The organism is Nocardia puris (genome assembly GCF_036051655.1).
In the GTDB taxonomy this organism is placed as follows: Bacteria; Actinomycetota; Actinomycetes; order Mycobacteriales; family Mycobacteriaceae; genus Nocardia; species Nocardia puris.
The window spans coordinates 570,069-583,561 of the sequence record NZ_CP107943.1; the positions used below are offsets into that span (position 1 = coordinate 570,069).

The 13,493-nt window shown below is 70.1% G+C and carries 14 protein-coding genes; 4 read left to right on the forward strand and 10 right to left on the reverse strand.

All coding sequences use genetic code 11. From position 1 onward, the window contains the following. Nucleotides 1-12: 12 nt before the first annotated feature. Nucleotides 13-213: a type II toxin-antitoxin system VapB family antitoxin gene (locus tag OHB21_RS02540; protein WP_067510685.1), complete on the reverse strand. Its 201-nt coding sequence runs from the start codon at nt 211-213 to the stop codon at nt 13-15. A gap of 203 nt (nt 214-416) precedes the next feature. Between OHB21_RS02540 and OHB21_RS02545 the strand changes: the two genes are divergently transcribed. After that, nucleotides 417-1,310, forward strand: coding sequence for a phenylalanine 4-monooxygenase (locus OHB21_RS02545; protein WP_067510686.1), 894 nt, complete (start codon nt 417-419; stop codon nt 1,308-1,310). A 43-nt stretch (nt 1,311-1,353) separates the two neighbouring features. Next, nucleotides 1,354-2,640: a D-alanyl-D-alanine carboxypeptidase family protein gene (locus OHB21_RS02550; RefSeq protein WP_067510687.1), complete on the forward strand. Its 1,287-nt coding sequence runs from the start codon at nt 1,354-1,356 to the stop codon at nt 2,638-2,640. Between the two features lie 165 nt (nt 2,641-2,805). Here the strand turns inward: OHB21_RS02550 and yhjD are convergent, their stop codons facing one another. From yhjD to OHB21_RS02565, 3 genes are read right to left on the reverse strand one after another with little or no spacing between them, the layout of a single operon-like run. Continuing rightward, nucleotides 2,806-3,828 carry an inner membrane protein YhjD gene (gene yhjD / locus OHB21_RS02555; RefSeq protein ID WP_067510688.1) on the reverse strand — a complete coding sequence of 341 codons (1,023 nt, stop codon included), beginning with the start codon at nt 3,826-3,828 and terminating at the stop codon, nt 2,806-2,808. Between the two features lie 45 nt (nt 3,829-3,873). Further along, nucleotides 3,874-4,905 (reverse strand): tryptophan--tRNA ligase, encoded by a 1,032-nt coding sequence (gene trpS / locus OHB21_RS02560; protein ID WP_067510689.1) that lies wholly within the window; start codon nt 4,903-4,905, stop codon nt 3,874-3,876. Nucleotides 4,906-4,927: 22 nt separating this feature from the next. Then, nucleotides 4,928-5,854, reverse strand: a complete 927-nt coding sequence (locus OHB21_RS02565) for an oxygenase MpaB family protein (RefSeq protein ID WP_195125484.1) — start codon at nt 5,852-5,854, stop codon at nt 4,928-4,930. A 122-nt stretch (nt 5,855-5,976) separates the two neighbouring features. Here OHB21_RS02565 and OHB21_RS02570 point away from each other — a divergent pair, with 122 nt between their 5' ends. Next, on the forward strand, nt 5,977-6,612 hold the full coding sequence (locus OHB21_RS02570; RefSeq protein ID WP_067510691.1) for a TetR/AcrR family transcriptional regulator: 636 nt from the start codon (nt 5,977-5,979) through the stop codon (nt 6,610-6,612). A 207-nt stretch (nt 6,613-6,819) separates the two neighbouring features. Here the strand turns inward: OHB21_RS02570 and OHB21_RS02575 are convergent, their stop codons facing one another. From OHB21_RS02575 to OHB21_RS02585, 3 genes are read right to left on the reverse strand one after another with little or no spacing between them, the layout of a single operon-like run. After that, nucleotides 6,820-7,305 (reverse strand): barstar family protein, encoded by a 486-nt coding sequence (locus OHB21_RS02575; RefSeq protein WP_067510692.1) that lies wholly within the window; start codon nt 7,303-7,305, stop codon nt 6,820-6,822. Then, on the reverse strand, nt 7,305-7,772 hold the full coding sequence (locus OHB21_RS02580) for a ribonuclease domain-containing protein (RefSeq protein WP_067510693.1): 468 nt from the start codon (nt 7,770-7,772) through the stop codon (nt 7,305-7,307). Before OHB21_RS02580 ends, OHB21_RS02575 begins: the two co-directional genes overlap by 1 nt. Then, on the reverse strand, nt 7,769-8,548 hold the full coding sequence (locus OHB21_RS02585) for an exodeoxyribonuclease III (protein ID WP_195125485.1): 780 nt from the start codon (nt 8,546-8,548) through the stop codon (nt 7,769-7,771). Before OHB21_RS02585 ends, OHB21_RS02580 begins: the two co-directional genes overlap by 4 nt. 69 nt (nt 8,549-8,617) lie before the next feature. Here OHB21_RS02585 and OHB21_RS02590 point away from each other — a divergent pair, with 69 nt between their 5' ends. Next, nucleotides 8,618-9,499, forward strand: a complete 882-nt coding sequence (locus tag OHB21_RS02590) for an alpha/beta fold hydrolase (protein WP_195125486.1) — start codon at nt 8,618-8,620, stop codon at nt 9,497-9,499. A 321-nt stretch (nt 9,500-9,820) separates the two neighbouring features. Here the strand turns inward: OHB21_RS02590 and OHB21_RS02595 are convergent, their stop codons facing one another. From OHB21_RS02595 to OHB21_RS02605, 3 genes are all read right to left on the reverse strand, one after another. Next, complete coding sequence (locus OHB21_RS02595) at nt 9,821-11,047, reverse strand: serine hydrolase (RefSeq protein WP_067512347.1); 1,227 nt, start codon at nt 11,045-11,047, stop codon at nt 9,821-9,823. A gap of 255 nt (nt 11,048-11,302) precedes the next feature. Beyond that, the gene (locus tag OHB21_RS02600) at nt 11,303-12,550 is read right to left on the reverse strand and encodes an acyl-CoA dehydrogenase family protein (RefSeq protein WP_195125487.1); all 1,248 of its coding nucleotides are present in this window, start codon (nt 12,548-12,550) and stop codon (nt 11,303-11,305) included. Nucleotides 12,551-12,577: 27 nt separating this feature from the next. Then, the gene (locus tag OHB21_RS02605) at nt 12,578-13,456 is read right to left on the reverse strand and encodes an SDR family oxidoreductase (protein ID WP_067512343.1); all 879 of its coding nucleotides are present in this window, start codon (nt 13,454-13,456) and stop codon (nt 12,578-12,580) included. Nucleotides 13,457-13,493 lie beyond the last annotated feature (37 nt).

The following is a 13,493-nucleotide window of genomic DNA, read 5'->3' on the forward strand; positions in this document are numbered from 1 at the left end:
TCGCTAGGCCGGTCAGCGGTCGGCGTCGATGACCGGGGCGGGCAGCCCGACCAGGGCGCCCGCGGCCAGTTTCTCGATGTGGTGCAGCTGCCGCTCGTGCACGACGATGCGGCGCAGCGCCTCGTTCACGGTGGCGTTGCTGGTGGACGTCCCCATGATCGCGGCGGCGGCCGCCAGCAGTTTCTGGTCGAGATCGATCCGCACGGTTCGCATGCGTCCTCCTTCACGCTTTCGCCATCTTGCGTCATGACCCTGGCTCATGTCCGGCAAATCGCGTTCTCGGCACTCGCGCGGCCGTGCCCGGGTTTCCGGCCACGGCGCCGGATGAGGGCCGGAGCCGGCCGGTCAGCTAGGCAGTTTGCGCAGCTGGGCGCGCCTTCGTTGTCGAATCGGACCGGCGGTGCTTGCATCGAAGTATGTTCACCGAGGCGCAGTTGTATTCGCCGGTGACCCGCCGCGTCGACGGCGACGTGACGGTGCACCTGAGCGACGAGCATCCCGGCGTGCACGACTCCGCGTACCGCGCTCGCCGCAACGCGATCGCCGCCATGGCGCTGGCCTACACGCCGGGCGAACCCGCGCCGAGGATCGCCTACACCGACGACGAACAGCGGGTGTGGCGCATCGCGTCCGCCGAACTCGCCCGCAAACATCGCGAGTACGCGTGTGCCGAGGTGCTGGCGGCCGCCGAGCGGCTCGCCCTGCCCGCCGACCGCATCCCGCAGCTGGACGAGGTGTCGGCGGCGCTGGCCCCGCTGACCGGCTTCCGCTACGTGCCCGCCGCCGGCCTGGTGCCGCTGCGCGAGTTCTTCGGTTCGTTCGCCGAGCGGGTGTTCCACTCCACCCAATACATCCGGCACCACTCCGCGCCGCTGTACACCCCGGAGCCGGATGCCATCCACGAGATCGTGGGCCACGCGAACCAGATCGCCAGCCCGCGCTTCGCCGCCCTCTACGAGACGGTGGGCAACGCCGTCACCCGGCTCACCACGGAGACGGCGTTGAAGTTCCTCGCCGACGTCTTCTGGTTCTCCTTGGAGTTCGGTGTGGTGCGCGAGGGCGGTGAGGTCCGCTGCTACGGCGCGGGCCTGCTGTCCTCCTACGGCGAGATCGAGGAGTTCCGCCACGCGGAGCTGCGCCCGCTGGACGTGGTCGCGATGGGCACCGCCGTCTACGACATCACCCACTATCAACCGGTGCTGTACTGCGCGGAGTCGATCGCCCAGATCGAGGACGTGATCGGCGGATTCTTCGAGTCCATGGACGACGACACCCCCTTGCGTGCGCTGCGCGACACCAAGATCGCTTGACTCACAGCGTGATACAACGGCGCGCCCGTTAGGCTCGCCGGTGATGACGATCCCGCCCACGCACCGCCGCACGGCGCGCCGCCTCGCGAGCGTGCTCGCCGTCGTCGCCGTGCTCGGCGGCGCCGCGCCCGCCTTCGCGACGCCGTCGACCACCACCACGACGCCGTTCACCACGCCGAACACCGACGCGTGCCCGCAGCGCACCCAGCCACCCGCGCCGGTCGACTCCTCCGAGGTGCCGCGCCCCGGGCAGCCGACGCCGAGTCCGCTGCCCGTTCCGGCCACGCCGATCGGCGGCCCGCGGATGGGCGAGTGCGGCGTGGTGCTGCCCGACGGCGCGCCGTCCGCGCCGCGCGACCTGTCCGCGACCGCGTGGCTGGTGGCCGATCTGGACACCGGCGAAGTGCTCGCGGCCAAGGACCCGCACGGGCGCTACCGCCCGGCGAGCACGATCAAGGTGCTGCTGGCGGCGGTGGCCTTGCGGGAACTCGATATGAATACCGAGGTCGTCGGCACCCAGGCCGACGCCGATATGGAGGGCACCCGGGTGGGCATCGGCCCCGGCGGGCGCTACACGAATCGCCAGCTCATGCAGGCCCTGATCATGGCGTCGGGCAACGACGCCGCGCACGCGATCGCCGCGCAGCTCGGCGGCGACGAGGCGACCGTGCGGCTGATGAACGAGCGGGCGAAGTCGCTGTCGGCGCTGGACACCCGCGCCGCGACCCCGTCGGGACTGGACGGGCCCGGCATGAGCACCTCGGCCTACGACCTGGCGGTGCTGTTCCGCGACGCCATGACCCTGCCGCTGTTCGCCGAACTGATCCGCACCGAGCAGGTCGACTTCCCCGGCTATCCGAAGAACCCCACCATCCTCGACGACACCGACCACCCGGGTTTTCCCATCGGCAACGACAACCAGCTGCTGTACAACTACGAGGGCGCGCTGGGCGGCAAGACCGGGTTCACCGACGACGCCAGACAGACCTTCGTGGCCGCCGCGCAGCGCGACGGGCGCAGGCTGGTGGTCACCCTGTTGCAGGCCGAGGTGGAGCCGTCGCGCCCGTGGCGCCAGGCCGCCGACCTCCTCGACTACGCCTTTGCCCTCCCGGCGGCGACCTCGGTGGGGACCCTGCCGGGGCCCGACGCACCCACCGAGGCCGACGTGGTGCTGGCCTCTCCCCCGCCGAAGGACACCGCCGACATCCTGGCCGGCCCGCCGCGGGAGCGCGAGCACGCGGGCCTGCGCACCATGCTGGTGGTGGGCGGCATCATCGCGATCCTGGTTCTCCTGCTGGGCGCGCGCTCGGTCAACCGGCGCAAGCGCTGACGCGACGCCGGTGCCCACCCCTCGCTGGGCACCGGGCGGCCGCCACGATGGATCGCGTCGCGATCCCCGACCCGACACCCGCACCCAGCGGTGATGTCGCGTCAACATATAGGACGCGGCGAGGTGCGCTCCGGTTCCACGAAGTTCGGCGAGTCTTCCGGCCTGTCAGTGCCGGCGGCGGAACAGGCCCAGCCCCAGCGCCGCCAATGCGCCCGCGCCGAAGTACGTGGCCGCCGAACCGAACGACGCCGCCTGCGTCACCACGCGCGGCTGGATGACGGCGGGCGGGGGCGGCTCGACCTCGGCCGCGCGCAGGTTGTCCGACGCCGTCGCCGCCCACGCCGTCGCGAACAGCAGGATCCGATAGGTGATGTAGCTGAACACCATCAGGCCGATGATGGAGCCGAAGGTGGCGCCCGCCGGGCTGCGCAGCACCGTCTGCAAATAGAACGACGCGAGGTACTTGAACACCTCGAACGCCACCGCCGCCAGCAGCGCGGCCTTCGCGGCGCTGGCCAGCGTGACGGGTTCGCGGGGCAGCCGCGCGATGATCCACGCGAACACCGCCCAGGTCGCGATCACCGCGAGCACGATGGACAGCACCGTCAGCAGCACGCGCGCGCCGGGCATGCCCGACAGTCCGAGGGAGACGAGCAGCCGCGCGCCCAAGGTGCTCGAGCCCACCGCCGAGAGCCCGAACGACACCACGAACGCCACGCCGAGACCGAGGAGCGCGCCGAGGTCGGAGAGCTTGGTGACGAACCAGTTGCCGTCCTCGGTCTTCTGCTCCCACTGTTCGGTGAGGGCGGCCCGCAGGTTCGCCATCCACCCGAGCCCGGTGTAGAGGCCGCCGAGCAGGCCCAGCACGCCGACCGTGCCGCGAGAACTGACGGCCTGGTCCACGAGCTGGTTGACCTGATCGCCGAACTCGCCCGGGATGAGCTCGACGATCTTGTCCTGCAACTCCCGGAACAGCTCGGGGTTACCGGCCAGCACGAAACCCGCGATCGCGAAGGCCACCATGAGCAGCGGGAACAGGGAGAGCACGGTGAAATACGTGATGCCCGCCGCGTAGTAGTCACCGCGCTGACTCTGGTAGCGCCCGCCGGCGCGGACCAGGTGATCCAGCCACGGGCGGGCCTGCACCCGCCGCTCGACCGCCGCTTTGATGTTGTCGATCACCTGCACCCGCTCGCCCCTTCGACGCCTGCCCCCGCACGCGTCGTACCCGGCCTAGCGGGTCAGGAAACCCACCCGGTCGTAAACCTGTGCGAGAGTGTTGCCGGCGATCTCCCGCGCACGCTCGGCCCCGGCGGCGAGGATGCGGTCGAGTTCGCCTTGATCCGCGAGATACTCTTCCACCTTCGTGCGCAAAGGCGTGACAAATTCCACCAGCGCGTCGGCCACATCGGCTTTCAGGTCGCCGTAGCCCTTACCGGCGTAATCCCGCTCGAGCGTGACGATCGGCGTGCCGGTCAGCGAGCTGAGGATCACCAGAAGGTTGCTGATGCCCGGTTTGGCCTCCGGGTCGTAGCGGATCTCGCGCTCGGTGTCGGTGACCGCCGAGCGGATCTTCTTCGCCGTGATCTTCGGATCGTCGAGCAGGTTGATCAGGCCCGCGTCGGTGGACGCGGACTTGCTCATCTTCGCGGTCGGATCCTGCAGGTCGTAGATCTTGGCGGTGCCCTTCACAATGTGCGGCTCGGGCACCACGAAGGTCTTCTTGAAGCGGGTGTTGAAGCGCTGCGCCAGGTTTCGCGTGAGCTCGAGGTGCTGGCGCTGATCCTCGCCGACCGGCACCTGGTGCGGGCGGTAGAGCAGGATGTCGGCGGCCATCAGCACCGGGTAGGTGAACAGGCCGACGGTCGCGTTCTCCGCGCCCTGCTTGGCGGACTTGTCCTTGAACTGCGTCATCCGGCTCGCCTCGCCGAAGCCGGTGATGCAGCTGAGCACCCACGCCAGCTCCGCGTGTTCGGGCACCTGGCTCTGCACGAACAGCGTCGACTTCTTCGGGTCTATGCCCAGCGCCAGCAACTGGGCAGCGGCCGCCTTGGTGCGCTGGCGCAGTTGCTTGGGGTCCTGCGACACGGTGATGGCGTGCATGTCGGGGATGAAATAGAGGGCGTCGTAGTCGTCCTGCATCGTCACCCAGTACTGCAGCGCCCCCAGGTAATTGCCGAGGTGGAACGAGGAGCTGGTGGGCTGGATCCCGGACAGCACGCGCTGCTTGCGTTCGGCGGCCGGGGCTGGTGCGGGGCTCGACATGCCCCCGATCTTTCCATGCCGTTCAAACGGATTTCCGTGCCGCCCGCGCCCGGGTGTCCACACCGGGCATGCTGGGCCGGCCGGTGCGCGCGAGGGCGCGTTCGCGGTCGGAGACCAGCCGGTACAGCGGCGCGCTGGGCCCGGCGAGCTTGTCGCGCAGGACACGGGGCGCCAGCGGCGGCGCGAGGTGGGCGGTGCGCACGCCGCGCGCCAGAGTGCGGAAGGCGAGTTCTTCGGCCGCGCCCCAGCGGATTCCGTACATCTCGCGGATCCTCGGCGGCAGGCTGCCCTGGATGAGCAGGTAGTACGCCGAAGTGACATGCCGCAGGGGCATCCGCTGCGGATAGGGCACGCGCTGTCCGGCGAGGTAGGAGCCCACCAGCTTCGCCTCGTCGGTGAGGAACAGTTCGTCCGAGCCGAGGTAGGCGTCGAAATACGCACGGAAGGCGGGGTAATCGGCGGGCGCGGCCTCGCGCGGCATGCCGAACAGCTCAGCCCAGCGGACGTAGTCGCCGTACAGGCCCGCACGCTCCCCCGCGGTGAGCGGACGAACGAGCAAGTCGTGCATGACCTCGGCGGAATCGAAGGTGAAGGCCATGGTCATGAACATCAGGTGCGGATCGAACGCAGAGTACGGCGTGCCCGCGGGGTGGTGCGGCCCGGCGTCCTCCGGGAGCGCGCCGCGAACCGTCGCGTGCTTCTTCGCGGTGAACGCCAACGCCCGATCGGCTTCTTCTTTGGTGCCGAGGAAGACGGCTTCGAAGAGCTTTCCGGTGAGCGCGAGCCGGGTGTATGGCGTCGCCCGGTGTTCGGTGTTCTCGGCGGTCCCGACATAGAGGCGCGGATGCACGGCGCCTATGACCAGCGCGCGCTGACCGTAGGTGACTCCCACCGCCCGCTTGCGCATCACGCGCCGCACGACGGAGTCGTCGGCGAAGTATCCGGACATCGTTGTCTCCCTGCTCACGGGCCGGTCGCGACCGGTTCGGATCATCTGGCAACAGCATCCACCAGATTCTTCTTTCTGGCAACACCCCATGTCAGAATTCAGACCGTGCCAGAATCGTCGGTGTGACAGCGCAGCGGACCTACGGCGGCATCTCCGCCGACGAACGCAAGGCGCAGCGCCGGACCGCGCTGCTGGACGCCGCGCTGGACATCATCGGCACCGACGGCCTGCCCAAGCTCACCGTCTCCGGGCTGTGCGCGGCGGCGGGACTCAACGAGCGCTACTACTACGAGAGTTTCGACAGCCGGGAGGCGGTGCTCGCCGGGCTGGTCGACCGGATCGCCGAGGAACTGGCGGCCGCCATCGTCGACGCGCTGCGCACCGCGCCCGCCGATTCCCGGGGCATGGCGCACGCCGCCATCTCCGCGGGCATCCACGTGCTCACCGACGATCCGCGCAAGGCGAAGGTCGCGCTCGTCGCGGGCATGGCGACGCCGGAACTGCGCACCCGCACCACCGACACCATCCGCGCCTTCGCACGCATGGTCGCCGCCGAGGGCATCGACTTCTACGGCATCACCGACGAGCAGCCCGATCCCGCCATCGACTTCCGCGCCACCTACCTGGTGGGCGGCCTCGTCCAGACCCTCACCAGCTGGGTCCAGGGCGAATTACCGCTCACGCGAGACGAACTGGTCGAGCACACGACGGACGTCTTCGTGCTGCTGGGCGAGGATCTGGCGCGCCGGCTGGGCTGAGGTGGCGGGCGAGTTCCCAGTGCTTGGAGCAGGACCGGTGCAGGGTCGCCTCGTGGAGTGGAGTCGGAGCCCTCTCGGCCCATGCGCGAGGGCGTAGACATTCGCGGCGACCGTCCAGGGCGTGGTCGCCCAGCGCGTCGTCGCGCGCGAAGCCGGTCACGCCGCCTGCCGTGGATGCTGACCAGCTCGGCCGCGGTCGCGAAGGGCTCAGTCCAGGCTCAGCGGCACCACATGCGGCGAGGCCGCGGGCCCCTGGCAGACCACGCGGAACAGCACGTCGCGGCGGCGCCAGTAGTCCGCGCAGTCGCGCATGGCTTCGGTGAACCAGCCGCGCTCGTCTGGCTGTTCGGTGAGCAGATCCGCCGAATCACGGATCACCGCCACGTATCCGGCCGCGTCGCCGACGAAATCGTCCAGGTCGCGCAGGCATTCGTCGAACGCGTCCTTGTTCGCGCCGAAGTAGTACGGGAACTGGAAGGCGGCGGCCCATTCGTCGAAGACCCCCGCGGTGTCGCGCATCTTCGGCCCGCGCAATTCCCGCACCACGTACCCGGTGGGCGCACGGTAACGCACCTCGCTCAGCTCCGGCGCGGCGACCGGCAGCGCGCCGACGACGGCGTCGGCCGGGGCGGCGGGCGCCTCCGGCGCCGTTTCGCGGGCCAAGAACTGCGAGAGCGGAACCGTGCGGGTCATCAGCGCATCCTCGTGAAGGTCTCGTAGTGGTCGCCGGTGTACCAAGCCGAGCCGTCGCTGCCGGTGACGATGCGTTCGGCGTCGCGGGAGCGGTTGCGCTGCTTGGGATTGACGTCCCACTCCTGATAGGTGATCTGCCTGCCGGAGCTGTCGGTGCGCGGCAGGTCGCCGTCGCGGTTCATCCAGCGCTCACCACCCTTGGTGCCCGGCGAGTTCGCCGAATCCGGCCAGCGGCCCGCATCGATCTCGGCGAGCGTGGCCCAGGCGCGATCGGGTACGCCCGCGACCTTGGTCGGGGTGGCGGCGGGACTGTCGGCGGGGCGGGGCGCAGAGGTGGCGGCCGGTTTCGCGGTAGTCGGCGCGGCCGTGTCCGTGCCGGAGTCCCCGCGGCCGAACAGCAGCCCGGCGACCACCGCCACCACCAGGACGCCGAGGGCGGACACCAGCCGCCAGGTCTTCGGGCTCATCGGTACTGCACCGTGACGGGCGCGTGGTCGGACCAGCGCTGATCGTAGGAGGCGGCCCGCTCCACCACCGCCTGCTTGGCCCGGTCCGCGATCGCACCGCGCGCCAGGTGGTAATCGATGCGCCAGCCCGAATCGTTGTCGAAGGCGCGGCCGCGGTAGGACCACCAGCTGTACGGACCGTCCACGCCGGGGTGCAACCGCCGCACCACGTCGGCGTAGCCCGCGGCCAGCAATTCATCGATCCAGGCGCGCTCCTCGGGCAGGAAACCCGCCGACTTCAGGTTGCCCTTCCAGTTCTTCAGATCGAGTTCGGTGTGGGCGATGTTCCAGTCGCCACACACCACGACGTCGCCGGGGCGCGCCTTCAGGTAGGCGCCGAGTTCGGCCATGAACCGGTACTTCTCGTCCTGGCGCGGCGTGCCCGCGTCACCGGAGTGCACGTAGACGCTGGCCACGGTCACCTCGCCGAATTCGGCCTCCACGTAGCGGCCCGCGGCGTCGAACTCCTTGCTGCCGAATCCGATTCGCACGGCGGTGGGTTCGCGCCGCGAGAGCAGCGCGACACCGGCGCGGCCCTTCGACTCCGGTTCGGCGTTGGTCAGAAACCAGCCGTCGGCGAGCGCGGGAGCCAGCGCGGCACGGGTCTGGTCGTCGGTCGCGCGGGTCTCCTGCACGCAGACGACGTCGGCCTCGGTGTCCGCGAGCCAGGCGAGCATGCCCTTCCCCGCGGCGGCGCGGACGCCGTTGACGTTCACTGTAGAGATGATGTGCGGCACGTATCGACCGTACAATGCTGGTCAGACATACCGCCCCCGGACACCGCCGTCCAGGAAGGGGTGCCGACGATGAAGTCCGACGCCTCCAAGTCCCCGGCCGCCCGCGCACACCGCGCCCCGGCCGAAGTCGCCCGGCCGACCCGCGCCCTGCACCTGGGTTCCGGTGATCCGCTGCTGTTGCTGCACCCGTTCATGCTGTCGCCGCATGTCTGGGAGCGCACGGCCGCCCGGCTCGCCTCGCACTGCGAGGTGTACGCGCCCGCGCTGCCGGGACATTGGGGTGGCGCACCGCTCACCGGCCGCACCACCGACCCCCATGCCCTCGCCGACGCGATCGAGCGGCAGCTCGACGAAATGGGTTGGCGCACCTGCCATATCGCGGGCAACTCGCTCGGCGGCTGGATCGGCGTGGAGCTGGCGCGCCGCGGCCGGGCGCGCACGCTGACGTTGATCGCGCCCGCGGGCGGCTGGCATTGTCCGTCGTTCGCCCAGTTCCGCATCGGGGCGAAGTTCCTGTCCCTGGTGCCGGCCGTCGAGCTGGGGAAACGGCTGGGCTCGTTCGCCACCGACAATCCGGCCGTGCGGCGGCTGGTGTTGTTCCTGCTGAACAAGAACGCGTCGGCGGTGCCGCGCCACGAGGCCGCCACCACCATTCGCGCCGCCCTGCACTGCCAGGCCATGCTGCCGCTGATCGTCGGCGGCCTGTTCGCCGACGCCATGCCGGACCTGTCCACCCTCACCACCCCGGTCCGCCTGCTGCTCGCCGAAACCGACCGCATCATCCCCAACCGCGTCTACGCTCGCCGCTACCTGCGCGAACTCCCCGACTCCGCCGACCGCATCCTGGTCAACGGCGTCGGCCACGTGCCGATGCTCGAGGCCCCCGACCGGATCGCGACGCTCATCGCCGAACACGTCTACGCCAGCCGCACCCGCTTGCGCGCGGTGTAGGGAAGTCGTTGCACCGCAACGCCGATCGAGCACGGAGTTCGGACGCCGCGTGATCGTGTCGGACTGTCTCCTGGAGAACGCCACGCCGTCGGCGGAGAAGTACCGCCAGTACGTGGGCGGAAGTTCCACCGCCCGGACAGCTGCGTGCACCTCGGATCTCCGAGACCGGACTCGGTCACCGGGCGGATAGTCGTCCCGTTGTCACGTCCGGCGGCCGGTAGCCGGTAGCCGGTAGCCTCATCGGGCGGCCCGAGGTGATCAGCTCGCCGGGGGCGCTCCATCGATCAAGTGCGCCGTCGATCGGGTATTCGGCCCGCGGAATCATGTCCGGCGGGTGAGGTCGGAGATCTGGGCGACGAGCCGCCAGGGTCGGTCGGTGTCGATGGTCGCCTTGCCGCTGGTGAGTACCGCGCCCGACAGGCCCCTTTCCTGGTCGGCCCAGCCGTACTGCGTGGTGAGGCCGCTGCGACCGAAGTGCGCGCGGGTGTCGCGGCCGAATTTCGAGCGGCGCCCGCCCAATTCGAAGCCGGCGCGCGAGACCCGCCCCGCCGCACCGGGGATGCGCGGCGCCGGTGCCACCGCGTCGCGCAGCGCTTCGGGTGAGAGGATCCGTACGCCGTCCAGTTCGCCTCCGCGCGCGAGTATTTCGTAGAAGCGGGAGAGCTCGGCGGCCGTGGTCACCAGGTTCCCGGACGGGAGTTCCGCGGTGAGGAATGCCGTCAGCGCCTCGTCGGACATGGCTCGGCCCATGCCGCCGCCGAGCGCCTTGCGCGCCAAGAACTTCGAGATCCGCGAGGGACCGGGGCCGGTCTTGACGCTCGGGATCACCTTGTCCACGTCCTCGGGCCGGACGCCGAAGTTGTTCCAGCGGAAGCCGAGTGGCTCGAGGACCTGTTCGGCCAGGTGCGCGCGCAGGGGTTTGCCGGTGGCCCGGCGGACCAGCGAGCGCTGGATGAGCCCGCCCGTGAGCGCGTGGTAGACGCGGAAGCGGCGCGGCGGCCAGCTGGGTTTCAGGTCGGCCAGCGCCCGCACCGCCAACTCCTCGTCGGTGATCACGTCGAGCGCCCGGTAGGGCGGTGGCAGAAACGGGATGCCCGCCGAGTGCGAGAGCACGTCGCCGATGGTGATCGCGGCCTTGCCGTTGGCCGCGAACTCCGGGATATACTCGCACACAGGGTCGTTCATGCCGAACGCGCCCTGTTCGGCGAGCATCGCCAGCACCGTCGCGGAGACGCCCTTGGCGGTGGAGAAGCCGCAGAACGGCGTATCGGGCGTGGCGAGCACCTTCTCGGTCTCCGGCCCGTCACCGGGCGCGTTACCCCACCCGTGCCCGATGGCGCGGTTCAGGACGACCGCCCCGTCGCGCCGTACGCAGAGCTGGATCGCCGGGGTGGTCCCCAGCCGGTACCAGTCCCGCACGGATTCCCACACCGCCTCGACCCCGGCCCGGTCCAACCCGGCCGCGGCGGGCTCGTCCTCGTGCCCGCGCGTGGTCACCGCGTCGAGGTCGTCGGCGACCGTGATCAGCGTGTCCGCTTGTGCGTCCATTCGCCCGAGCCTAACGACCGCACCTGAAAGTCCACTGAGTCGCGCACGGCCCCGACCGGCTGTTATCCCCAGGCCGCGAGTTGTCCACATCCGCCGGTCGGGCGGGCATCGCCGCGGTCGCGGCGGCCTACCGTCGGTGGCATGACCAGCACAGACGAGCGGCACCCGCACGGTCCGCGAACGTCCGTACGGGTGCCGTCCCGGCCACGGGCCGCGCTCCCGGCGCGCCACCCCGCCCACCTGGGCGCACGTCGGCTAGGCCAGCAGCGCTTTGGCGATGTGGGTGACCTGGATCTCGTTGCTGCCCGCGTAGATCATCAGCGACTTCGCGTCGCGGGCCAGCTGCTCCACGCGGTACTCGGTCATGTAGCCGTTGCCGCCGAACAGCTGCACCGCCTCCATCGCCACGTCGGTCGCGGCCTCCGAGCAGTACAGCTTCATCGCCGACGCCTCGGCCAGCGTGGGCGGTTTGCCCGCGCGGCCACGCTCGAGGGCGTTGAAGACCATGTTCTGCACGTTGATCCGCGCGATCTCCATCTCGGCCAGCTTCAGCTGCACCAACTGGAAGCGACCGATCTCCTGCCCCCACAGCTTGCGGCTCTTCGCGTACTCCACGCAGAGCCGGTGACATTCGTTGATGATGCCCAGCGCCATGAACGCCACACCGATGCGCTCGGCGGTGAAACTCGACCGCGCGCTCTCGCGCCCGTCACCGCCCTTGTGCTCCTCGGTCTCGCCGAGCAGCCGGTCGCGGCCGAGGCGGACGTTGTCGAAGAACAGCTCGCCGGTCGGCGAGGCGTGCAGGCCCATCTTCTTGAACGGCTTGCCCTGGGTGAGCCCCTCCAGGCCCTTGTCCAGCACGAAGGTCAGCACCTTGCGCTCGCGCTTGTCGGCGCCGTCGCCCTCGTCCAGCTTCGCGTACACGATCATCACGTCCGCGTACGGGCCGTTGGTGATGAAGGTCTTCTGGCCGTTGAGGATGTAATCCTCACCGTCGCGCCGCACGTAGGTCTTCATGCCGCCGAACGCGTCCGAGCCCGAATCGGGTTCGGTGATCGCCCAGGCGGCGACCTTCTTCATCGTCACGATGTCGGCGAGCCACCGCTCCTGCTGCGCGAGCGTGCCGCGCGAGAGGATGGTGGTGGCGCCGAGACCGATGCTCACGCCCATCGCGGTGACCAAACCCATACACACGCCGGACAATTCGCCGACCAGCACCGCCATCAGCGATTCCTGGCCCGCGAACGGGCTGGCGCCGGAAGACTTCTCCTTCTTCTCCGCGCGCGGCTCCCCCGCCTCCTTGGCGCGTTTGCGCGCCAGCAGTTTCTCCACCGCTTCCGCGCCGAGGGCGTCGATCCCGAACTCCGCGAACAGCTTCCGGATGATCGGGTACGGCAGCATCTCACCGCTGTCGAGGGCGTCCAGGTGCGGCCGGACCTCCTTGTCGATGAACGCCTGCACCGCGTCGCGGATCATCACATCGGTTTCGGACCATTCGAACATCGTTGTCCTCCCAGCCTTTCCGGACGATCAGGGCAGCCGCGCGGCGATGTCGTCGATCTCCCACGGCCCTTCGGTCTCGATGGTCTTCACGTCGTGCCAGCCGGCCAGTTCGGAGATGGCGCCGCCCTGCACGGCGAACACCTTGCCGGTGATCTCGCACTTGGCGCCGGCCAGGTAGGCCACCAGCGGGGAGATGTTGGCCGGGCTGAACGCGTCGAACCCGCCCTCGTCCACCGACTCGGCCTCGGCCGCCATCATCTCGCCCATACCGGGCGTGGCCAACGTGAGCCGGGTCCGCGCGATCGGCGCGATCGCGTTCACCCGCACGCCGTAGCGGGCGAGCTCGTCGGCGGCCACCAGGGTCAGCGCGGCGATGCCCGCCTTGGCGGCGCCGTAGTTGGCCTGGCCCGCGTTGGGGATGGTGGTGCCGGAGGCCGAGGCGGTGTTGATCACCGACGCGTCGGGCTGGTTGCCCGCCTTGCTCTGCGCCTTCCAGTAGGCGGCGGCATGGTGCAGCACCGCGGCGTGACCCTTGAGGTGCACGGCGATCACCGCGTCCCATTGGGCTTCGTCCATACCGGCGATGAACGCGTCGCGCAGGATGCCCGCGTTGTTCACCACCACGTCGAGCCCGCCCAGGTCGGAGACGGCCTGCTGCACCAGGTTCCGCGCGCCCTCCCAGGTGGCGACGTTGTCGGTGTTGGCCACCGCGGTGCCGCCCGCGGCCCTGATCTCGTCCACCACCTCCTGCGCCGGGCCGCTGTCCGCCCCCTCCCCCGCGTTGCTGCCGCCCAGGTCGTTGACCACGACCGAGGCGCCCTCCCGCGCGAACAGAAGGGCGTGCTCGCGTCCGATGCCGCGGCCCGCGCCCGTGATGACGGCGACACGTCCTGCCAATGCGCCCATGTGTGTTGCTCCTCTTGTGCTGTCTACTGTCCGCCCT

Excerpts from the sequence above, each read along its gene's own strand:
- OHB21_RS02545 (WP_067510686.1), top strand. The coding sequence starts at position 417 with ATGTTCACCGAGGCGCAGTTGTATTCGCCGGTGACCCGCCGCGTCGAC.
- OHB21_RS02540 (WP_067510685.1), bottom strand. The coding sequence starts at position 213 with ATGCGAACCGTGCGGATCGATCTCGACCAGAAACTGCTGGCGGCCGCC.
- OHB21_RS02595 (WP_067512347.1), bottom strand. The coding sequence starts at position 11,047 with ATGGACGCACAAGCGGACACGCTGATCACGGTCGCCGACGACCTCGAC.
- OHB21_RS02580 (WP_067510693.1), bottom strand. The coding sequence starts at position 7,772 with ATGAGCCCGAAGACCTGGCGGCTGGTGTCCGCCCTCGGCGTCCTGGTG.
- OHB21_RS02605 (WP_067512343.1), bottom strand. The coding sequence starts at position 13,456 with ATGGGCGCATTGGCAGGACGTGTCGCCGTCATCACGGGCGCGGGCCGC.
- OHB21_RS02550 (WP_067510687.1), top strand. The coding sequence starts at position 1,354 with ATGACGATCCCGCCCACGCACCGCCGCACGGCGCGCCGCCTCGCGAGC.
- trpS (WP_067510689.1), bottom strand. The coding sequence starts at position 4,905 with ATGTCGAGCCCCGCACCAGCCCCGGCCGCCGAACGCAAGCAGCGCGTG.
- OHB21_RS02590 (WP_195125486.1), top strand. The coding sequence starts at position 8,618 with ATGAAGTCCGACGCCTCCAAGTCCCCGGCCGCCCGCGCACACCGCGCC.
- OHB21_RS02575 (WP_067510692.1), bottom strand. The coding sequence starts at position 7,305 with ATGACCCGCACGGTTCCGCTCTCGCAGTTCTTGGCCCGCGAAACGGCG.
- OHB21_RS02565 (WP_195125484.1), bottom strand. The coding sequence starts at position 5,854 with ATGTCCGGATACTTCGCCGACGACTCCGTCGTGCGGCGCGTGATGCGC.
- OHB21_RS02600 (WP_195125487.1), bottom strand. The coding sequence starts at position 12,550 with ATGTTCGAATGGTCCGAAACCGATGTGATGATCCGCGACGCGGTGCAG.